The sequence below is a fragment of the Kitasatospora misakiensis genome (genome assembly GCF_042656005.1).
Classification (GTDB): domain Bacteria; phylum Actinomycetota; class Actinomycetes; order Streptomycetales; family Streptomycetaceae; genus Kitasatospora; species Kitasatospora misakiensis.
The window spans coordinates 31,512-52,619 of the sequence record NZ_JBHSOF010000040.1; the positions used below are offsets into that span (position 1 = coordinate 31,512).

Here is a 21,108-nt window from a genome sequence, read left to right on the forward strand (position 1 = left end):
AGGCCCGGCGGCCAGGCCGCGAGGAGCGGGGCCCGGCCGCTGGGCGGCGGCGGCCGGAATGCGCCACCCTCCGTCGACGGGCGCCGTACGGACCGTAGCCGAACCGGCCGTCCGCCGGTTAGGGTGCTGCCCGGCGGGCGCCCCCGGAGCGGGGCGCGCCCGACCCGCGTGTGTGTCCGTACCCTCCGCCGGGCCGCCCTGCACGGCCCGGCGCACCGCCCGGCCCGCCCGCCGGAGCGGTGCCCCGACAGCGCGAGGAGGCACCAGAGCATGCCGGTCTACCAGCCCCCCGGACAGCCCGGATCCATCGTCGGCTACCGCCCCCGCTACGAGCACTGGATAGCCGGCCGGTGGACGCCACCGGTCCTCGGCCAGTACTTCGAGAACCCCAGCCCGGTCACCGGTGAGGTCTTCACCGAGGTCGCTCGCGGCACCGCCGAGGACATCGAGGCCGCGCTGGACGCCGCCCACGCCGCCGCCCCGGCCTGGGGCCGCACCCCGCCCGCCGAGCGCGCCCAGGTGCTGCTGCGGATCGCCGACCGGATCGAGCAGAACCTCGAAAGGCTCGCCGTCGCGGAGAGTTGGGAGAACGGCAAGCCGGTCCGCGAGACGCTGGGCGCCGACCTGCCGCTCGCCGTCGACCACCTGCGCTACTTCGCCGGCGCGCTGCGCGCCCAGGAGGGCGGGGTGTCGCAGCTCGACGAGGACACGGTGGCGTACCACTTCCACGAGCCGCTGGGCGTGGTCGGCCAGATCATCCCGTGGAACTTCCCGATCCTGATGGCGGTCTGGAAGCTCGCGCCGGCCCTCGCGGCGGGCAACGCGGTGGTGCTGAAGCCCGCCGAGCAGACGCCGACCTCCGTCCTGCTGCTCGTCGAGCTGACCGCCGACCTGCTGCCCCCGGGCGTGCTCAACGTGGTCAGCGGCTACGGCCTGGAGGCCGGCCGGCCGCTCGCCTCCAGCGACCGGATCCGGAAGATCGCCTTCACCGGCGAGACCACCACCGGCCGGCTGATCTCGCAGTACGCGAGCGGCAACCTCATCCCGGTCTCGCTGGAGCTCGGCGGCAAGAGCCCCAACCTGTTCTTCGCCGACGTCGCCACCGAGCGGGACGCCTTCTACGACAAGGCGGTCGAGGGCTTCGCGATGTTCGCCCTCAACCAGGGCGAGGTCTGCACCTGCCCGAGCCGGGCGCTGATCGAGTCCGCGGTGTACGACCGGCTGCTCGCGGACGGCCTGGAGCGGGTGCGCTCGATGCGCCAGGGCGACCCGCTGGACACCGAGACCCAGGTCGGCGCGCAGGCCAGCCACGAGCAGCTGCGCAAGATCCTCTCCTACATCGAGATCGGCCAGGCCGAGGGCGCCAAGGTGCTGGCCGGCGGCGAGCGGGCCGACCTCGGCGGCGCGCTGTCCGGCGGCTACTACGTGAAGCCGACCGTCTTCGAGGGCGTCAACGGGATGCGGATCTTCCAGGAGGAGATCTTCGGCCCGGTCGTCGCGGTGACCCGCTTCGAGGACTTCGACGACGCGATCGCCCTCGCCAACGACACCCTGTTCGGCCTCGGCGCCGGCGTCTGGACCCGCGACGGCGCCACCGCCTACCGGGCGGGCCGCGCCATCCAGGCGGGCCGGGTGTGGACCAACTGCTACCACGCCTATCCGGCCCACGCCGCCTTCGGCGGGTACAAGAACTCGGGCATCGGCCGGGAGGGCCACAAGACCGTCCTTGAGCACTACCAGCAGACCAAGAACCTGCTGGTCAGCTACTCCCCGCAGGCCCTGGGCCTGTTCTAGGACCGGAGTCCGGCCGGCAGCGGCCGGCGGAGCCCGGAACGCGGAGTGGGAAGTCGGGCCGGCCGACTTCCCACTCCGTACACCACTCCCCGTGGCCCGGTCCCGGGGTCCCCTGAGGGCAAATCACCCGTATCGGGATGTAAGCACATGAATCATGGGAAATCCCCGACGCGCCGCCGACATGCGCGGCGAGTCCCGTCCGACGTCCTAAACAGGAGTCCTGACCGCTTCGACTCCTGGGAGACCGGATGACCATCGCCCCCGCCAGACTGTCCGACCCGACCGTGCGCGCCGCCGTCACCGCGATCAACGCCGGCGACCGGAAGGCCTTCGTCGACCTGCTCGCCCCCGACGCGACGATGGCCGACGACGGCACCGACCGCGACCTCCAGGACTGGATCGACCGGGAGATCTTCACCGTCCGCGGCCACATCGAGGTCCGCTCCGAATCCGACGGCGGCCGGGCGCTGGTCGCCGACTACCGCAACGAGACCTGGGGCGAGATGCGCACCGCATGGCGCTTCACCGTCGAGAACGGCCGGATCAGCCGCTTCGAGACCGGCCAGGCCTGACCCGCGCGCCCACCCGGCGCCCCGCCCGGCGCCCCGTCAGGACAGCCCGAGGCACTCCCGCACCGCCCGGATCAGCGCGCGGGAGCGGACGTCCCCGGTGACGCCGGGCTGCATGCCGTTGGTGACGTAGCCGAAGCCGATCCCGAGCTCCGGGTCGGCGAAACCCAGCGAACCGCCCCGGCCGGGGTGGCCGAAGCTGGCCGGCGAGGTCATCAGCGCGGTCGGGCTGTGCCGGAAGAAGCCCAGCCCGAACGTCGAGTTGACGATCAGCACCCGGTCCGGGCCGCTGACCGCCGGCCCGACCGCGCGGGCCAGCACCTCGGGGCCGAGCAGCGGCGGCAGCGTCCCGCCGCCGCTGCCGTACCGGTCCGCCGCGCCGATCAGCGCCGCGTAGAACCGGGCCACCGAGCGCGCGGTGCCGATCCCGCCCGCGCCGGGGATCTCGGCGGCCTGCACCGCCGGGTCGTTGAGGTCCACCCCGGGCCGCACCGAGGCGAACGCCCGCGCGGTCAGCGACGCCGGGTCCTGGTAGGCGTCCCGGACCGACTGCTTGGGCCGCAGCCGCAGCCCGCTCGGACCGCTCCTGGCCGCCTCCGGCGCGGGCAGGTCGACCAGCCGGCCGACCCGGGGCGCGGCACCGGACGGCAGCCCGATCCACAGGTCCAGGCCGAGCGGCCGGGCGATCTCCTCGGCGAAGTACTGCCCGACGGTCCGCCCGCTGACCCGGCGCACCACCTCGCCGACCAACCAGCCGAAGGTGTACGGGTGGTAGCCGTGCGCGGTGCCCGGCTCCCAGGCGGGCCGCTGGGCGGCCACCGCGGCCGCCGCCGGCTCCCAGGTGAGCACGTCCTCCAGGCGCAGCGGCACGTCCAGCGCGGGCACTCCGGCCTGGTGCGACAGCAGCCAGCGCACCGGCACCCCGCCCTTGCCGCCCGCCGCGAACTCCGGCCAGTAGGAGGCGACCGGGGCGTCCAGGTCGAGCCGCCCGCGCTCGGCGAGCAGCAGCGCGGTGGTCGCCGTCAGGCCCTTGGTCACCGAGCGCAGCACCTGCGCGGTGTCGGCCGTCCACGGCACGGCCGGCGCGGGCCGCCCGCCGACCTCGGGCCGGGCGTCACCGCCCCACAGGTCGACCACCTTGCGGCCGCGCACGTACAGCGCGAACGCCGCGCCGAGCTCCCCGTAGTCCCGGAAGTTGCGGGCGAAGGCCTCCCGCACCGACTCGAAGCCCTCGGCCGTCTCGCCCCAGATCTCCACCACCGCGCGCCGCCCTCGTCCCTCGCGTGTCGTTTCGCATCGTTCGCATGTCCGTGAACCGTTCGGAAACCCTAACCTGTCTGTCATGACCAATCCTGCCGATGAGCTGCTGGACGTCGTCGACGAGCACGACCGGGTGATCGGGACCGCACCGCGCGGGGAGGTGTACCGGCGGGGGCTGCTCCACCGGTGCGTCTTCGTCCTGGTCCGCGACCCGGCCGGGCGGATCTTCGTGCACCGGCGCACCGACACCAAGCTGTTCGCCCCGGGCGCCCACGACATGTTCGTCGGCGGCGTGGTGGGGGCCGGCGAGACGTACGAGGAGGCCGCCGTCCGGGAGGCCGAGGAGGAGATGGGTGTGACCGGGATCGTCCCGCGCCCGCTGTTCCGCTTCATCTTCCGCGGCGACGGCCTCTCCTGGTGGTCCGACGTGCACGAGGCCGAGTGGGACGGCCCGGTGGACCCGCAGAAGTCCGAGGTGGCCTGGCACGCCTGGCTGACCCCGGCCGAGCTGGCCGAACGCCTCGCCCGCGACGAGTTCGTCCCGGACGGCCGCGAGGCCTACCGCCGTTACCTGCGGCACCAGGGGGCCTGACCGGGCGGATAGGGTGACGCGCATGGCATCCCGCACGCCGTCGGCCCCCTCCCCCGCGCCCGCGCAGGGCGACCGCCCGGAGCGCACCGAGAAGACAGCGCAGACCGGGCGCACCGGGCAGACCTCGCGGTCCGGAGAGACCTCGCAGACCGGGCGGACGCGCCGACGGCTCAGTGTGGACGAGCGGCGCGAGCAACTGATCGCCGTCGCGCTGGAGCTGTTCAGCCACCGGCCGCCGGAGGAGGTGTCGATCGACGACATCGCCGCCGCCGCGGGCGCCTCCCGGCCGCTGGTCTACCACTACTTCCCGGGCAAGCAGGCGATCTACGAGGAGTCCCTGCGCCGGGCCGGCCGCGAGCTGGCCGCCCGGTTCGAGGAGCCGGCCGACGGCCCGCTCTCCGAGCGCCTGTACCGGGTGATGGGCCGCTACCTGGACTTCGTGCAGAGCCACGGCCCCGGCTTCGCGGCCCTGCTGCGCGGCGGCTCGGTCACCGCCAGCACCAACACCTCGGCGGTGATCGACGAGGTCCGGCAGGCCGCGCACGACCAGATCCTCGGCCACCTGGCGCTCCCCTCGCCCAGCCCCGGGCTGCGGCTGACCGTCCGGGCCTGGATCGCCAACGCCGAGATCACCTCGCTGGAGTGGCTGGCCGACCGCTCGGTGCCGCTGGCGGAGCTGCAGCTGCACCTGGTGCAGGAGTTCGTGGCCTCGCTCACCCTGACCGCCGCCCGGGAGCCCGCGCTGGCCGCCGAGCTGGCCGGCTTCTTCGCCGGGGAGCGGCCGGACGGCCCGACCGGGAGGCTGGTCCGCGACCTCGCGGGCCTGCTGGCCGTCCCCGGTGTGGCCGACGCCCTCACCGCCCTGGCCGCCCCCGCCTCGCCACCCGACGAGGAGGACGCGTCCGACCGTCCCTAGAGGCCGTACCTGGGCGACCACCCCGGGCCGCCGGTTCTGCCACGTCGGCGGCCTCTGATAGGAATGTGCACGGATCTGACGGCCCACCGGGCACCCTCGGGCCGGGGATCCGGACCACCGAACGCACAGCGAGCAGAGCGGGGGGCTCAACAGTTGACCCAGGACGGCCAGTTCAGCGCCGAGGCGCACCCCTTCGCGGCCGCGGAGCGGGTCGCCGCCACGCTCGGCAGCCTCACCGACGCCCTCTTCGACGCCCGCACCTCGCGCCACCCCGCGGCCGCGCTGACCGCCCTGCGGGCGACCGCGCACCCCGTCGCCGGGGCGCTGTTCCAACTGCCGCTGGCGCCCAACGGCCCGGTGCACACCGCCGTCGACCGGCTCGGCACCGTGGTCACCGCCGGCACCGCCCGCCCGGGCACCGGCGCCGCGCTCGCCCCGCTGGTGACCCGCGCCCTGCTGGCCCGCTACGGCGCCACCGGTCCGGTCCGCGGCGCGGCGGCCGACTCCCCGGAGGCCCTCACCGCCGGGCACTTCGAGCTCCCGGTGACCGGCGAGCCCGCCGACCCCAAGCTCCGCCCCGCGTTCGCCGCGCCCCTGGCCGCCCTCGCCGCCGGGCAGCAGACCCGGCAGCCGGTCGAGCTGCCCACCGGCGCGGGCGCCGAGGTCCGCCTGGTCGTCCCGCCCGGCTTCCACGCCCTCACCTCGCCCGGCGGCCCGCCCGGGGTCTCCGCCCGCACGGTGCCCACCGGCCCGGTGGACGGCATCCCGGCCGGCGGCGGGATCGCCCCGGCCACCGGCGCTGCCGCCGCCGAGCTGACGGCGCACCTGGCCGAGGCCGCCGAGGAGCTGTTCAGCGGCACCGGCCCGGGCGAGCGCCGCGAGTTCGCCCTGATCACCGCCTCCCTGGCCGACGTCGTCACCGCCTCCGGCGTGGTCTACGCGGGCATCGGCGCCGTCCACGTGGACGGTCGGGCGGCCGATGCGACGCTGGTCGTCTCGCTGGCCCGCCACCCGCTGCCGATCACGGGCCTGGCCACCGAACTGGCCACCGTGCGCCGGCACGCCGAGGTGTGGACGGTCCTGCTGCCCGCCGGACCGGCGGCCGTCCTGGTCGAGGGCCGCAGCGTCCCGGTGCCCGGCCCGCTGGCCGCCGACGGGGGGCGCCGCTGGGCGGTCACCTCGGTGGTCGAGGCCTTCGTCCCGCTGCCGGATGGCGTCTCGGTGCTCTGCGTGCAGCTGACCACCGCCCAGCCGCAGGACTGGGAGCTGTACACGGACGTGTTCGCCGAACTGCTGAAGTCCGTGCAGTTCGGCTGGGACGGCGTCCCCGGCGCGCCGGTCGCGCCCCTTCCCGCCCCGGCCGCCGTCCTCGTCCCGACCGCCACCCCGGCACCGGTCCCGGCCCCCGCTCCGGCGCCTCCGATGCCCCCCGCGGCCCCGGCGCCGACGCCGGCTCCCGCGCCGCTCCCCGAGCCCGTGACCGCGGACGACGCCACCCCGCTCCCGGTGCAGCAGCTGCCCGGTACCCCGGTCCGCGTCCCGCCGGCCGACTTCAACCCCTTCGCCCAGGTCGCCGACCCGACCCCGGCCCAGCCGATCCTGGTGCCCGACGACGCCCCGGAGCCGGTCGCCGAGGCCCCGGAGCCCCTCAAGGGCACGCCCGTGACGGTGCCCCCGCCGGACTTCGACCCCTTCGGCATCCTCGGCACCCCGGCCGCCACCCCGGCCACCGAGAGCCCGGAGCCCCTGAAGGGCACGCCGGTGACGGTGCCCCCGCCGGACTTCGACCCCTTCGGCATCCTCGGCACCCCGGCCGCCACCCCGGCGCCGGCCCCCGCCCCGGCCGCCGCGCCGCAACCCGCCGCTGCCCCGGCCGCCGACCCGTTCGGCACGGTGACCGCCGCCGAGCGGGCCAGCGACCCGTTCGGCACGACCGTCGGCGCCCCGCCGGCCGCGCCCGTCCCGCCGCCGCCGAGCACCCCGCCGAGCGTCCCCGCCGCCGAGGCCGGGCCGGCCGCCCCCGTCAAGGGCACCCCGGTGATGGTCCCGCCCCCGGACTTCAACCCCTTCGCCCCGCAGCCCGACGCCGCCCCGGCCCCGCCGCAGCCCGCCGCAGCCACGCCGGAGCACGACCCGTTCGGCTGAGCGACAGCACCCGTCACCGCGCACACGCCCGTCCACCGCGCCACCGGTCATGCCCACGACCGGCAACTGGTACAGACCTATTGCCAGTTGCCGGTCCGCTCCCTACCCTCGGCACAGGATCCTCCGCGGCACCCCGACGGCCCGAGGACCGGTTCCGCGCCACCCCCATGGCCCGGAACCCGCTGCTCCACGCACCTGACACCTCCCCACGGGTAACGGGGCGTCCGGGCCTGCCCGGGGCCCCAGGACAGGAGCCACATCCATGCGCAGACGTCGGATCAGCCTGCCGCTGCTGGCGGCCGGGGCCCTGCTCGTCCCCCTGCTCGCCGCCGCCCTCCCCGCCACCACGGCCAACGCCGCCGCCAACGCCGCCGCCGAGCGCGCCGCCGAGGCCGCCGCCGGATCCGTCACCGCGACCTTCGCCAAGGGCAGCGACTGGGGCAGCGGCTACGAGGGCGGCTACACCATCACCAACGGCTCCACCGCCCCGGTCGACGGCTGGACGCTGGAGTTCGACCTGCCCGCCGGCAACACCGTCGCCAGCCTCTGGAACGCGACGTACACCACCGCGGCCTCCCACGTCACGGTGAAGAACCCCGGCTGGGCCGCGACCCTGCCGGCCGGCGGCAGCTACAACCTCGGCTTCAACATCGCCTACTCCGGCGCCTACCAGCCGCTGAAGAACTGCAAGGTGAACGGCCGGCCGTGCGGCGGCGGCGGCGGCGGGGACCAGACCGCGCCGACCGTCCCGGGCGCCCTGCAGGCCGGCACCGTCACCCAGACCACGGTCGACCTGTCCTGGACGGCCAGCACCGACAACGTGGCCGTGACCGGGTACGACGTCTTCCAGGGCACCACCAAGGCGGCCACCACCGACGGCGCCACCACGGCCGTCACCGTGCAGGGCCTGACCGCCGGCACCGCCTACCAGTTCACCGTCCAGGCCTTCGACGCGGCCGGCAACCGCTCGGCGGCGGCCGGCCCGGTGAGCGCCACCACCAAGCCCCCGGTCGAGGACCGCGAGGCGCCCACCGCGCCCGGCACCCCCGCCGTGACCGGTTCGGACGCCAACTCGGTCTCACTGAGCTGGGCCCCGAGCACCGACAACGTCGGTGTCACCGCCTACGACGTGTACAACGGCACCGCGCTCGCCGCGACCGTCACCGGCCCGGCCGCCACCGTCGGCAACCTGGCGCCGGACACCGCCTACACCTTCACCGTCAAGGCCCGCGACGCGGCCGGCAACGCGTCGCCACCGTCCGGACCGGTGACCGGCAGGACCAAGCCGGGCGGCGGCAACCCGGCCACCATGAAGATCGGCTACTTCACCCAGTGGAGCATCTACGCCCGCGGCTACAGCGTGAAGCAGCTCGACACCTCCGGCTCGGCCGGCCGGCTCACCACGCTCAACTACGCCTTCGCCAACATCCACCCGAGCACCAAGCAGTGCTTCATCACCAACAAGGCGGCCGGCCCGGACAACGACCCGAACGCGGGTGACGGCGCCGGCGACGCCTGGGCCGACTTCGGCAAGGGCTGGGACGCGGGCAGCTCGGTGGCCGGCACCACCGACACCTGGGACCAGAAGCTCGCCGGCAACTTCAACCAGCTGAAGCAGCTCAAGGCCAAGTACCCCAATCTCAGGACGCAGATCTCGCTGGGCGGTTGGTCGTACAGCAAGTGGTTCTCCGACGCGGCGGCCACCGACGCCTCCCGCAAGGCGCTGGTCAGCTCCTGCATCGACCTGTACATCAAGGGCAACCTGCCGGTGATCGACGGCCGAGGCGGCGCGGGCAGCGCGGCCGGCATCTTCGACGGCATCGACCTCGACTGGGAGTGGCCGAACTCCGACGGGCACACCGGCAACATCTTCCGGCCGGCCGACAAGGCCAACTACACCCTGCTGGCCCAGGAGTTCCGCCACCAGCTGGACGCCCTCGGCGCCACCACCGGCAAGCACTACACGCTGAGCGCCTTCCTCCCCGCCGACCCGGCGAAGGTCGCCGCCGGCATCGACATCCCCGGCCTGTTCGGCGCCTTCGACTTCGCCACCGTCCAGGGCTACGACTACCACGGCGGCTGGGAGACGGTCACCAACCAGCAGTCCGCGATCAAGCTCGCGGCGGGCGACCCGAACCCGCCGGCCCGGCAGTTCAGCTCCGAGATCGCGATCGGCGCGTACCTCGCCGGCGGCGCCCCGAAGAGCAAGCTCACGCTGGGCATCCCGTTCTACGGCCGCGGCTGGACGGGCGTCCCGCGCGGCACCACCAACGGCCTCTTCCAGACCGCGACGGGCCCCGGCCCGGGCACCTACGAGGCCGGCTTCGAGGACTACAAGAAGCTCAAGCAGATGGCCTCCGGCGGCGGTTACACCGTCTACCGGGACCCGGTGGCCGGGTACGCCTACCTCTACAACGGCTCGGTCTTCTACACCTACGACGACCCGACCGAGATCGCCCGCAAGACCGCCTGGATCAAGTCCCAGGGGCTGGCCGGCGCGATGGTCTGGGCCTTCGACGGTGACACGCCGAACGGCGAACTGATGGCCGCGGTGGACAACGGCCTCAAGTAGCCCCGTCCGTCCGGCACCTGGCCCGTCACGCGCTCACCGCGCGCGGCGGGCCAGGGCACGACCCCCGCAGGGCGCCTCAGACCCGCCCCAGGTGCACGACGTCCGGCACCCCGCGGGCCACCGCGATCTCATGGGTGACCACGTCCGAGAAGCCGGCCGCCCGCAGCGCCTCCTCGAAGGCCGGGGACGGCTGCGCGCTCCAGACCGCCAGCACCCCGCCCGGCGCCAGCCGGTGCCGCAGGACGGCCAGCCCGTCCGGGCCGTACAGCCCGGCGTTCGCGTCGGTGACGGTCCAGTCCGGCCCGTTGTCGATGTCCAGGCAGAGCGCGTCGTAGCGGACGCCGTCGGAACCGGCCAGGTACTCCAGCAGGTCGGCGTGGACCACCTCGACCCGCTCGTCGTCGAGCGCCCCGGCCGAGAACCCGGCCAGCGGGCCGCCGCGGTGCCACGCGATGATCGCGCTCTCGCGCTCCACCACGGCGATCCGCCCCCAGCGCGGCTCGGCCACCGCGTGCGCCAGCGAGAAGCCGACCCCGAGCCCGCCGATCAGCACGGACGGCCGCGCCGACGGACCGGTCCGGTCCAACTCGTCCAGCGCCGCCCCGACCAGCAGCCGCTCGGAGCGCCCGTCGACGGTGTCCATCAGGAAGCAGCCGTTGACGATGATCTCGTAGTGTCTGCCGCGCTGCCGCAGCACCACCTCGCCGCCAGGGCCCTCGCGCCGGTCGAGCGTGACGACGGCGGCGAAACCGTCCCGTTCGGGCAGTGCGGTGCTCATGCGGTGGATTCCTCCGCGGTGGTCGGGGACACGGACGCGCGGAACGGTCGGCGACGGACCCCGGACCTGGGGCCGACGGACCGGACCACCCGCCCGACGATAGCCGAGCCGCCCCCGGCCGGCCGCCGATTTACGTGGTGATCAGCACTCCGGCGTACGACACCCCCGCCACCACCACCCAGGAGCCCAGACCGAGCAGCGCGATCCGGCCGCCGGTGCGCACCATGGTCGGCAGGTGGACGGCGCTGCCGAGCCCGAAGAGGGCGGCCGCGAGCAGCAGCTCCTGGGCGTCCCCGGCGAGCGTGAGGGCCCGCTCGGGCAGCACCCCGGTGGTGCGCAGCGCGATCATGGCCAGGAACCCGGCGACGAACAGCGGCAGCAGCGGCGGCCGCTTCCCGTCCACCGGCCCGGTGCCGGCCCGGCGGCGCGCGCGCCGGGCGGCCACCGCGACACCGGCGACCAGCGGGGCCAGCAGGACCACCCGCATCAGCTTGACCAGCACCGCCTCGCGCAGCGCGCCCGCGCCGCCGGTCTGCGCGGTGGCGACCACCTGCCCGACGTCGTGCACGCTGGCGCCGACCCAGCGCCCGAAGCCGCTCGGGTCCAGCCCGAGCGGGTGCTGGAGCAGCGGCAGGACGGCGATCGCCAGGGTCCCGCAGAGGGTGACCAGCGCGACGGAGGCGGCGACGTCCTCCTCCTCGCTGCCGGCGGCCTGGCTGACCGCGCCGATCGCCGAGGCGCCGCAGATCGAGTAGCCGGTGGCGACCAGCAGCGGCTGGTCGCCGGGCAGTCCGAGCCGCCGCCCGAGCCAGCAGGTGCCGGCGAAGGTCGCGGAGACCACGGCGAGCACCATGGCGACGGTGGCCCAGCCGAGGCCGAGCACGTCGTCGAGGCTCAGTTTGAGGCCGAGCAGCACGATGCCGATCCGCATCAGCCGCTTGCCGGCGGTGGAGAGCCCGGGCCGGGCGACGCCGCGGACCACCGGCCGCAGGCCGGGCAGGTGCGCGGCGGCGACGCCGAGCACGACGGCGGCGGTGAGCTTGGGCACGGCGGGTACGGCCTGGTGGACGGCGAGCGCGGCGGCGACGCCGAGCGCGGCGAGCAGCAGGCCGGGGGCGTCGCCGCCGAGCGGGGGCAGGGCGCGGGTGCGGACCGGCCGCACCTCGCGGTCCCGGAGGATCAGTGCCATGCGGGGCTCACCGCTGGTCGCCGGCCGGCAGCCGGTAGACGCGCCGGATGCTGGTGCCGAGCCGGGAGACGTCGGCGCCGTACACGTGGATGGAGATGGCGGTGGAGCCGCAGGCGTTGCGGACCAGGTGGATGTCGCCGGGCGGGGCGAACGCGGCGACGGTGCCGGCCGGGCCGACCACGTGCTCGGTCTCGACCAGGTGGGCGGTGGGGCCGTCGGAGACCAGCCGGTAGCGGGTCTCGCTCTCCTGGCCCTGGTGGACGCCGGCCACGCACCAGGAGACGTGGTCGTGGATCGGGGTCCGCTGGCCGGGCAGCCAGACCAGGGCGACCACCGAGAAGGAGCCGTCGCCCTCGGCGTGCAGAACGTGCTGGCGGTAGCGGTCCGCGTCGCCCTCGCGCTGTTCGGCGGTGAGCAGCTCACCGTCGCCGAGGTGCGGGGCGAGGCGCTCGCCGACCAGGTAGGCGGTGAGTTCCGGCGGCAGGCCGCGGTCCACGACCGCGCGGATCTCGCCGACGAGGGCGGTCATACGCTCGGTGAGCCGGCCGCTGCCGACCGTGGCTGACGTTGTCATGGCTGTAGGGTCGCCCCGCGCGACCTATCACGTCCAAGGAGGGTTCTTTCGCTCTCCCCCAACCACCGCTTATCGATCGGGCCCGGGTCGGCGCCCGGCGGCCCGGGGTCGGAGCGCCGGCCGACCCCGGGTCAGCAGCCGACGCGGGCGGCGGCGGCCTGCCGCAGATGGTCCAGGACCAGGGCGGTGGCGGGGATCCGCCGGTGCTCGCGGAGCACGTACGCGCTGACCTGCCGGCGCAGGTGCGGCTCCACGGCCCGGCCGGTGACCTTGCGGTGGCACATGAAGGAGAGCACCAGCGCGGGCATCAGCGCGATCCCGACCCCGGCGGCGACCAGGCTCTGCACGGCGAGGTTGTCGTCGGTGGAGAACACGATGTCCGGCGCGAAGCCCTCCTCCGCGCAGACGTGCAGCAGGTTGGCCCGGCAGCGCGGGCAGCCGGCGATCCACCGCTCGCCGTCGAGGTCGGCCAGCCGGACGGCGTGCCGACGCCCGAGCGGGTGCCCGACCGGCAGCAGCACGGTCAGCAGGTCCTCCATCAGCGGGATCTCGTCCAGCTCCGGCGGCACCTCGGCGGGTGCGCCGGGATAGCGGAAGGCCAGCGCGATGTCGCACTCACCGCGCAGCAGCCGCTGCACGGAGTCGGGCGGCTCGGCCTCCAGGAGTTCGACCCGGACGCCGGGGTGCTCGGCGAGCAGCCGGGCCATCGTCTCCGGTATCAGGGTGGCGTTGGCGCTGGGGAACGCGCAGACCCGGACGCGTCCGGCGCGCAGCCGGGCCAGCGCGGCGAGCTGCTGCTGGGCGGCGGAGAGGCTGCCGAGGATCTGCTCGGCGTGCCGGGAGAGCGCCTCGCCGGCCTCGGTGAGCCGCAGTCCGCGCCCGGCCCGGGTGAACAGCGGCAGGCCGACGGTGCGTTCCAGGGCCTTCATCTGCTGGGTGATGGCGGGCTGGGTGTAGCCGAGTTCCCGGGCGGCCGCCGAGTAGGAGCCGGCCCGGACGACCTCGTGGAAGGTCCGGATGTGCCGCGAGTCGAATACCGGCTCCACTGTCCTCCGCCCGGCCGCTGTGCCACTGCCGGGCAATCATAAGCAGAGTTTGGAGGTACCGGGCCAGTCCTCGTTCGCACCTATGGTTCACCCACGAACCGGGCACCCCTCCGGTCCCCGCCGACCCCGGGCCCGGGTCACTGCTGCGCGGCCGGCGGCAGTCCCATCGGCACCTCGGCACTGACCACCGGAGCCCCGCCCCGCACGCTCGGGCTCCGCCGGCTGCGCCGCTCGACCCAGCGGGCGAACCAGGAGAGCAGCAGACACATACCGATGTAGATCGGCGCGATCACCATCACCACCGGGATGAACGGCAGGTCGTAGTCCAGGTTGGTGGCGATCAGCTTGCCCGCGTGCAGGAACTCCTCGTAGGTGATCAGGAAGCCCAGCGAGGTGTCCTTGAGCGCCACCACCAGCTGGCTGATGATGGCCGGCAGCATCGCCCGGTTGGCCTGCGGCACCAGGACGTACGCCATGACCTGGGTCTTGCGCATGCCGAGCGCGAAGGCCGCCTCCTTCTGCCCCTTGGGCACCGCCAGCACGCCGGCCCGGAACACCTCGGCGAGCACCGAGCCGTTGTAGAGCACCAGCCCGGCCACCAGCGCCCACAGCGGGGCGACCTTGAGCGCGACGAAGATGAAGAAGATCATCACCAGCAGCGGCATGGCCCGGAAGAACTCCACCACCAGGGTGGACAGCCAGCGCACCACCCGGTGGTCGGAGAGCCGCCCGGCGGCGAACAGCGCGCCGAACGGCAGCGCGAAGAGCACCGTCCAGCCGAAGGCCTTGAGGGTGTTGCCGAGCCCGCGCAGCAACAGCTCCTGGACGCCCTTGTACTCGAAGGCCATCCACTTGGACTCGGTGAACTGCTGGGTGTGGAAGAGCATGTAGACGATCCAGCCGACCAGCGCGGCGATCGCCAGCAGCGCGAGCCCGCCGTACAGCCGGTGCCGGGCGAGCGCCTTCGGGCCGGGGACGTCGTAGAGCGCCGAGGATTCCACCGTCATCGCGAGACCGCCACTCGTCGTTCCAGCAGGTTGAAGACGGCGCTGACGGCCAGGGTGATGATCAGGTAGCCGACGGCGATCCAGACGAAGGTCCAGACGATGCTGTAGCCGAGCTCGTTGATGGTCCGGTAGGTGCCGAGCAGTTCGGTGACGCTGAACGAGCCGGCGATGGCGGTGTTCTTCGCCAGCGCGATCATCACACTGCCGATCGGGGCCACCACCGACCGGTAGGCCTGCGGCAGCACCACCAGCCCCATCGTCTGGCCGAAGGTCATGCCCAGGCTGCGCGCCGCCTCGCCCTGGCCGGCCGGCACGGTGTTCACGCCCGAACGCATCGCCTCGCAGACGAACGCCGAGGTGTAGCAGCCGAGCGCGAGCACCGCGAAGGTGAAGAACGGCAGGGTGATGTCGAAGCGCGGCAGGCCCAGCACCACGATGAAGAACAGCAGGGTCAGCGGGGTGTTGCGCAGCAGCGTCACCCAGGTGGTGCCGAACACCCGCAGCGGCTTCACCGGCGAGACCCGGAAGCTCGCCATCAGCACCCCGAGCACCAGTGACAGCACCGCGCTCACCGCGAACAGCGAGAGGGTTCCGAGGAAGCCCTCCCAGTAGGTCGACCAGTTGTCGGTCAGCGTTTTCACAGCCCGGCCTTCCCTCAGTACCGGTCGATCGGCGGCGGGGTGGGCGCGGGGATCCCGGACAGGCCGAGAGTCGCGTCGTACGCCTTCTTCCAGTCGCCGTTCTCCTCGTGGTGCGCCAGCGCGTCGTTGAGCGCGCCGCGCAGCACGGTGTCGTTCTTGGGCGTGCCGATCCCGTACGGCTCCTCGGAGAACAGCGGCCCGACCACCTTGAGCTCGTCCGGCACCTTGGCCGCGTAGCCCATGAGGATGGTGTTGTCCGTGGTGACGGCGTCCACCTGGGAGGTGATCAGGTTGTCCACGCAGGCCGAGTAGGTGTCGTAGCCGATCAGCTTGGCCTTCGGGTACTGCTTCTGGATCCGCTGGTACGGGGTGGAGCCGGCCGCCGAGCAGACCGTCTTGCCGTCCAGGTCCTGCGGCCCGTTGATGTCCTTGTTGCTCTTGCGCACCAGCAGCGACTGCCCGGCCAGGTAGTACGGCCCGGCGAAGCCGACCAGCTTCTTGCGGTTGTCGTTGATGGTGTAGGTGCCGACGTAGTAGTCGACCTGGCCGTTCTGCAGCGCGGTCTCGCGGTTGGCCGAGGCGATGGTCCGGAACTCGATCCGGTCCGGGCCGAAGCCGAGGTCAGCGGCGACCATCTTGGCGATCTCGATGTCGAAGCCGGAGTACACCCCGGTGGCCGGGTTCTTCTGGCCGAGGTAGGGCTGGTCCTCCTTGGCGCCGACCACCAGGTGCCCGCGGGCGCGGGCGCCGTCCAGGGTCGACGAACCGGTGACCGGGCTCCCGGTCACCACCTGGTAGCTGGGCAGCGCGCTGGGCTGCGGTCCCTTGGGCGGCGGGGTGCCCTCCTTGCCGCAGCCGGCCAGCAGCAGGGCGGCCGCCGCGAGGGTCACGATCTTCTTCACGGGCCGGGCCTCAGTGCTTCAGGATCTTGGAGAGGAAGTCCCGGGCGCGCTCGCTCTCCGGGGCGCTGAAGAACTCCTCCGGCGCGCGGTCCTCGACGATCCGGCCGTCGGCCATGAAGACCACCCGGTTGGCGGAGGCCCGGGCGAAGCCCATCTCGTGGGTCACCACCACCATGGTCATGCCCTCGTGCGCCAACTGGCGCATCACGTCCAGCACCTCGTTGATCATCTCCGGGTCGAGCGCCGAGGTCGGCTCGTCGAAGAGCAGCGCCTTCGGGTCCATCGCCAGCGCCCGGGCGATCGCCACCCGCTGCTGCTGGCCCCCGGAGAGCTGGGCCGGGTACTTGTCCGCCTGGTCGGCGAGCCCGACCCGCTCCAGGAGCGCCCGGGACTTCGCCTCGGCCTCCGCCCTGGCCCGCCCGCGCACCTTGATCTGCGCCAGCGAGACGTTCTGCAGCACGGTCTTGTGCGCGAACAGGTTGAAGGACTGGAACACCATCCCGACCTCGGCCCGCAGCCGCGCCAGCCCCTTGCCCTCGGCGGGCAGCGGTTCGCCGTCGATCAGGATGGTGCCCGACTCGATCGGCTCCAGCCGGTTGACGGCCCGGCAGAGCGTGGACTTCCCGGAGCCGGACGGCCCGATCACCACCACGACCTCGCCCCGGCCGACCGTCAGCTCGATCTCCCGCAGGACGTGCAGCGCCCCGAAGTGCTTGTTGACGCCGCGCAGTTCGATCAGCGGGGTGAAGCCGCCGGCCCCGGGGCCCGGGGCCGGGACGGCGTCCGGGGGCGGCTCGGGCGGGGACGGCTCAGGCGGGGACGGCTCAGGCGGGGACGGCGGTTCGGTGGCGCTCACCGGCCCTGCCGCCCCTTCAGCAGCCAGCCCAGTGCGCCACCGGCGAGCAGGGTGGCCAGCAGGGCGATCCAGAGCGGAGCGGTCACGGTGAACACCCAGAACTGGATCTTCACCTTGTCCAGGTTGGCGAACAGGAACCACACCGCGAGGACGACGATGACGCCGATCCCGATGTACCGGGTGGGAATCCCGCCGATCTCACTGCGCTTGGCACCGGAGGAGCCGTCCGAAATCTTGGTCACCCGTGCAGTCTGCGGGCGCATGGGAGGGTTTGCCCGACTACGCGCCCGGGAGTAACCCGCACGGGGCAACCCCTCCCCGCGCGGGTTTACCTCCCATCACCCTCCGTCAGCACCACACCCCTTCACCACAGCCCTCACATTCCTCAGCGCTCGTCCCGCCAGGAGCGCCACAGCGCCGCGTACGGGCCGCCGGCCGCCACCAGCTCGGGGTGGCTGCCGTACTCGCTGATCCGCCCGCCCTCGACCACCGCGATCACGTCCGCGTCGTGCGCGGTGTGCAGCCGGTGCGCGATGGCGATCACCGTACGGCCCTCCAGCACCCGGGAGAGCGAACGCTCCAGGTGCCGGGCGGCCCGCGGGTCCAGCAGCGAGGTGGCCTCGTCCAGCACCAGGGTGTGCGGATCCGCCAGCACCAACCGGGCCAGCGCCAACTGCTGGGCCTGCGGCGGCGTCAGCGCGGCGCCGCCGGAGCCGACCTCGGTGTCCAGCCCGGCCGACAGCGCGTCCACCCACTCCCCGGCGTCCACCGCGTCCAGCGCCCCGCGCAGCTCGGCGTCGTCCGCCCCGGGCGCGGCCAGCAGCAGGTTGTCCCGGAGCGTCCCGACGAAGACGTGGTGCTCCTGGTTGACCAGCGCCACCTCGGAGCGCACCCGCTCGGCCGGCATCCGGGACAGCGCCGCCCCGCCGAGGGTCACGCTGCCCCGGCCGGGCGCGTAGATCCCGGCCAGCAGCCGGCCCAGGGTGGACTTGCCCGCCCCGGACGGCCCGACCAGCGCGACCCGGCTGCCCGGGGCGACGTCCAGGCTGATGCCGTGCAGCACATCGGCGCCCTCCCGGTAGCCGAAGCGCACGTCCCGCGCCTCGACCCGCCGCCCGTCCGGCCGGGCCTCCTCGTCGTTCTCCGCCTCGGGCACCTCGTGCACACCGACCAGCCGGGCCAGCGAGGCCTGACCGATCTGCAGCTCGTCGTACCAGCGCAGGATCAGATCGACCGGCGCCACCAGCGCCTGGGCGTACAGCACCCCGGTGGTCAGCTGGCCCACGGTGATCCAGCCCCGCAGGGCGAACAGCCCGCCGAGCACCAGCGGACCGAGCACCGCCAGGGTGTACACCGCGTCGATGGTCGGGAACCAGGCCGAGCGCAGCCAGAGCGTGTACCGCTCCCAGGCGATCCACTCCGCCAGCTTGCGGTCGGTCAGCCGGACCCGCTCCTCGCCGAGCCGCAGCGTCTCGACCGTCCGGCCAGCGTCCACCGTCTCGGCCAGCACGGAGTTCACCGCCGCGTATCCGGCGGACTCGTTCCGGTAGGACTGCGGGGCCCGCCGGAAGTACCAGCGGGAGGAGGCCAGCAGCAGCGGCAGACCGAACAGCGCGGTGACCGCGAGCAGCGGCGAGGTGACCACCAGCGCGCCGAGCACCAGCAGCAGCGAGACGATCGCCACGGCCAGCTCCGGCACCGCCTCGCGCACCGACTTGTCCAGCCGGTCGATGTCGGTGGTGCCGCGGGAGACGAGGTCGCCCGTCCCGGCCCGCTCCAGGACGCCGGTCGGCAGCGCCACGGAGCGGACCAGGAAGTCCTCCCGCAGGTCCGCCAGCACCCGCTCGCCGAGCACCGCGCCGCGCAGCCGCGACCACCAGGTGAACGCGGACTGCACCGCCAGCGCGAGCAGGTACCAGGCCACGGCCACCGTGATGGTGGACCCGACGGTCCCGGTGGCCAGCGACTCGACGAGGGTGCCGAGCACCCACGGACCGACCAGCCCGGCCACGGTGGCCACCGTGTGCAGGCCGACCACCGCCGAGAAGGCGCCGCGGTGGCGCCTGGCCAGCACCCGCAGGTAGCCGCGCACGGCGGCCGGGGAGCCGACCGGCAGGGTGGTGGCCGGCCCCTGCTCCTGATGGACGGGGGGCTTCATGCGTCACTCCTCGGCTGGTCGTGCTTCGACTGGTCGTACCCCGACCGGGCGGACCGGGCGGACCGGGCCGCCGGCGCACCGGACGGGCGGCGGCGCCTCACGGCCGCTCCCCCACCGGCGCCGGCTCCTCCTCGCGGGTGACCACCGCCCGGTAGGCCGGTTCGTCGCGCATCAGCTCGCGGTGGGAGCCGGCCGCGGCCACCCGGCCGTCCCGGACCAGCACCACCCGGTCCGCCAGGTCGAGCAGCAGCGGGCTGGTCGCGAGGACCACCGTGGTGCGCCCCTCGCGGTTCTTCCGCAGCCCGGTGGCGATCCGGGACTCGGTGTGCGCGTCGACCGCGCTGGTCGGCTCGTCCAGCACCAGCACCGGCGGGTCGGCCAGCAGCGCCCGGGCCAGGGCCAGCCGCTGGCGCTGCCCGCCGGACAGCGAGCGCCCCCGCTCGGTGATCTCCGCCCGCATCACCTCGCCGCGCCCCACCAGGCCCGCCATGCCGTCCACCAGGGCGTCGAGCACGTCCTCCGCGCGGGCCGCGGCGAGCGCCGCGGCGGGGTCGACCCGGCCGGAGGCGGGGATCTCGAACAGCGCCGCCAGGGTGCCGGAGAGCAGCACCGGCTCCTTGTCGTGCACCAGCACCGCGGCCCGCGCCTCGGCCAGCGGGACGGTGTCCAGCTCGGTGCCGCCGAGCCGGACGGAGGGCTCCGGCCGACCGCCCTCGGCCACCGGGACGTGCCCGCCGAGCCGCTCGGCCAGCGCGCCGGCGAGGTCCGGGTCGCCGCAGACCACCGCGGTCAGCTCACCGGCCCGGGCGGTCAGCCCGGTGACCGGGTCGTACAGGTCGGAGCGCGCCGGGTCGGCGAGCCGGCCGGTCCCGGCGCCCTCCGTACGGGCGAGCGCGAGCACCCGGACGGCGCGCCCCGCCGAGACCCGGGCGACGCTCCAGGCGTGCGCGGCCTCGCCGAGGATCCGCAGCGGCGCGGCGAGGAAGGCCGTCGCGCCGTAGACCGCGACCAGGGTGCCGACCGAGATCCGCCCGTCGGCCGCCAGCCGGGCGCCGTACCAGGTGATGCCGACCACGAACAGCCCCGGCAGCAGCACCTGCTGCGCCTGCATCAGGGACCAGATCCGGGCCGAGCGGACGGCGGCCGCCCGGACCTTCTGGGAGGCCTCGCGGTAGCGGTCGAGGAAGAGCTCCTCGCCACCGATCCCGCGCAGCACCCGGAGCCCGGCCACCGTGTCGGCGGCCAGCTCGGTGGCCTTGCCGCCGAGGGCGCGCTGCGCGGTGTAGCGGCGTTCGAACGGTCCGAGCAGCGGCCAGACCGAGGCGGCGAGGGCCGGCACGCCGAGCAGCACGGCCAGCCCGAGCACCGGCTCGGTGGCCAGCACCGCGGCGCTCACCGCCAGCCAGACGACGATCGCCCCGCGCAGCCGGGCGACGAGCTCGACGTACCAGCCGATCTTCTCGACGTCCCCGCTGCCGACCGCGACGATCTCGCCGGTGGCGATCCGCCGGGACAGCCCGGAGCCGAGGTGCGAGGCCTGACGGGCCACCAGCTGCCGTACCTGGCTGGCGGCGTGGATCCAGTTCCAGACCGCCTGACGGTGCAGCAGGACGGTGCCGACCGCGGAGACCGCGGCCAGCGCGAGGGCGAGCGCGCCGGCCCGCCACAGGGCGCCGGAGTCGCCGTCCACGACGGCCTGGACGCCGAGGCCGACCGGCACCGGCAGGGCCGCCTGACACCCCATCTCCAGCAGCGCCCAGCAGGTGGCGAGCACCTGCCCGCGCCGCTGCCCGCGCTGGAGCCAGCGCAGGAAGGCGAGCGGGGAGGAGAGGTCAGGTCGGCCGGGATCGGCCAGGGGGAGGGTTTTGAGCAGCATGACGCTCCGTTGGGGGGGGCGGTGCGGACGGAGGGCGCGAGGGGCGGCCGGTATGGTCACGGCGGAGGGTCGGTCAGGAGGGTCGGTCAGGAGGCCATGGCAGCGAGCCTGCCAACCCGAGTGTGACCTGCGCAACAGGTTTTCCGGCGGTCCGGTCGGCCACACCGCCGCCCCGCCCCGACCCCGTAGGCTTCTGCGTGCGCCGGTAGCGCGCGTCGGAAAATTTTCCCGGA

General features: G+C 74.4%; 18 protein-coding genes. 6 read left to right on the plus strand and 12 right to left on the minus strand.

The genetic code is table 11. From position 1 onward, the window contains the following. The first annotated feature begins 270 nt into the window (after positions 1-270). Positions 271-1,794, plus strand: a complete 1,524-nt coding sequence (exaC, locus tag ACFP3U_RS26235; protein WP_380228132.1) for an acetaldehyde dehydrogenase ExaC — start codon at positions 271-273, stop codon at positions 1,792-1,794. A gap of 248 nt (positions 1,795-2,042) precedes the next feature. Next, positions 2,043-2,366 (plus strand): nuclear transport factor 2-like protein, encoded by a 324-nt coding sequence (locus ACFP3U_RS26240; RefSeq protein WP_380228133.1) that lies wholly within the window; start codon positions 2,043-2,045, stop codon positions 2,364-2,366. Between the two features lie 36 nt (positions 2,367-2,402). On the opposite strand, the gene ACFP3U_RS26245 is transcribed toward ACFP3U_RS26240, so the two are convergent. Then, complete coding sequence (locus tag ACFP3U_RS26245; protein WP_380228134.1) at positions 2,403-3,623, minus strand: serine hydrolase domain-containing protein; 1,221 nt, start codon at positions 3,621-3,623, stop codon at positions 2,403-2,405. A gap of 82 nt (positions 3,624-3,705) precedes the next feature. On the opposite strand from ACFP3U_RS26245, the gene ACFP3U_RS26250 reads away from it, so the two are divergent. The 4 genes from ACFP3U_RS26250 (at position 3,706) to ACFP3U_RS26265 (ending at position 9,848) form a co-directional block, all read left to right on the plus strand. After that, the gene (locus tag ACFP3U_RS26250) at positions 3,706-4,215 is read left to right on the plus strand and encodes an NUDIX hydrolase (protein WP_380228135.1); all 510 of its coding nucleotides are present in this window, start codon (positions 3,706-3,708) and stop codon (positions 4,213-4,215) included. A gap of 22 nt (positions 4,216-4,237) precedes the next feature. After that, the gene (locus tag ACFP3U_RS26255) at positions 4,238-5,131 is read left to right on the plus strand and encodes a TetR/AcrR family transcriptional regulator (RefSeq protein WP_380228136.1); all 894 of its coding nucleotides are present in this window, start codon (positions 4,238-4,240) and stop codon (positions 5,129-5,131) included. A gap of 153 nt (positions 5,132-5,284) precedes the next feature. Continuing rightward, positions 5,285-7,276, plus strand: a complete 1,992-nt coding sequence (locus ACFP3U_RS26260; protein WP_380228137.1) for a hypothetical protein — start codon at positions 5,285-5,287, stop codon at positions 7,274-7,276. A gap of 262 nt (positions 7,277-7,538) precedes the next feature. Next, a complete protein-coding gene (locus ACFP3U_RS26265; RefSeq protein WP_380228138.1) occupies positions 7,539-9,848 on the plus strand; it encodes a glycosyl hydrolase family 18 protein in 2,310 nt (769 codons plus the stop codon). Between the two features lie 76 nt (positions 9,849-9,924). Here the strand turns inward: ACFP3U_RS26265 and ACFP3U_RS26270 are convergent, their stop codons facing one another. The 11 genes from ACFP3U_RS26270 to ACFP3U_RS26320 all read right to left on the minus strand — a co-directional run bounded on the left by ACFP3U_RS26270 (position 9,925) and on the right by ACFP3U_RS26320 (position 20,875). Further along, the gene (locus ACFP3U_RS26270; RefSeq protein WP_380228139.1) at positions 9,925-10,626 is read right to left on the minus strand and encodes a spermidine synthase family protein; all 702 of its coding nucleotides are present in this window, start codon (positions 10,624-10,626) and stop codon (positions 9,925-9,927) included. A gap of 130 nt (positions 10,627-10,756) precedes the next feature. After that, positions 10,757-11,815: a YeiH family protein gene (locus ACFP3U_RS26275; protein WP_380228140.1), complete on the minus strand. Its 1,059-nt coding sequence runs from the start codon at positions 11,813-11,815 to the stop codon at positions 10,757-10,759. A 7-nt stretch (positions 11,816-11,822) separates the two neighbouring features. Further along, positions 11,823-12,389 carry a cysteine dioxygenase family protein gene (locus tag ACFP3U_RS26280; RefSeq protein WP_380228141.1) on the minus strand — a complete coding sequence of 189 codons (567 nt, stop codon included), beginning with the start codon at positions 12,387-12,389 and terminating at the stop codon, positions 11,823-11,825. 131 nt (positions 12,390-12,520) lie between these two features. Next, on the minus strand, positions 12,521-13,435 hold the full coding sequence (locus ACFP3U_RS26285) for a LysR family transcriptional regulator (protein WP_051769519.1): 915 nt from the start codon (positions 13,433-13,435) through the stop codon (positions 12,521-12,523). Positions 13,436-13,572: 137 nt separating this feature from the next. After that, positions 13,573-14,442, minus strand: a complete 870-nt coding sequence (locus ACFP3U_RS26290) for an amino acid ABC transporter permease (protein WP_380228142.1) — start codon at positions 14,440-14,442, stop codon at positions 13,573-13,575. Then, positions 14,439-15,083 (minus strand): amino acid ABC transporter permease, encoded by a 645-nt coding sequence (locus ACFP3U_RS26295; RefSeq protein ID WP_380228143.1) that lies wholly within the window; start codon positions 15,081-15,083, stop codon positions 14,439-14,441. The genes ACFP3U_RS26290 and ACFP3U_RS26295 overlap by 4 nt, the downstream gene beginning before the upstream one ends. A gap of 14 nt (positions 15,084-15,097) precedes the next feature. Continuing rightward, complete coding sequence (locus tag ACFP3U_RS26300) at positions 15,098-15,985, minus strand: glutamate ABC transporter substrate-binding protein (protein ID WP_380228144.1); 888 nt, start codon at positions 15,983-15,985, stop codon at positions 15,098-15,100. A gap of 10 nt (positions 15,986-15,995) precedes the next feature. Next, the gene (locus ACFP3U_RS26305; protein WP_380228172.1) at positions 15,996-16,724 is read right to left on the minus strand and encodes an amino acid ABC transporter ATP-binding protein; all 729 of its coding nucleotides are present in this window, start codon (positions 16,722-16,724) and stop codon (positions 15,996-15,998) included. A gap of 113 nt (positions 16,725-16,837) precedes the next feature. Then, entirely contained in the window at positions 16,838-17,083 is a 246-nt protein-coding gene (locus ACFP3U_RS26310) for a LapA family protein (protein ID WP_380228145.1), read from the minus strand. Between the two features lie 143 nt (positions 17,084-17,226). Then, positions 17,227-18,999, minus strand: coding sequence for an ABC transporter ATP-binding protein (locus tag ACFP3U_RS26315; protein WP_380228146.1), 1,773 nt, complete (start codon positions 18,997-18,999; stop codon positions 17,227-17,229). Positions 19,000-19,096: 97 nt separating this feature from the next. Further along, positions 19,097-20,875: an ABC transporter transmembrane domain-containing protein gene (locus ACFP3U_RS26320; protein WP_380228147.1), complete on the minus strand. Its 1,779-nt coding sequence runs from the start codon at positions 20,873-20,875 to the stop codon at positions 19,097-19,099. Between the last annotated feature and the right edge of the window lie 233 nt (positions 20,876-21,108).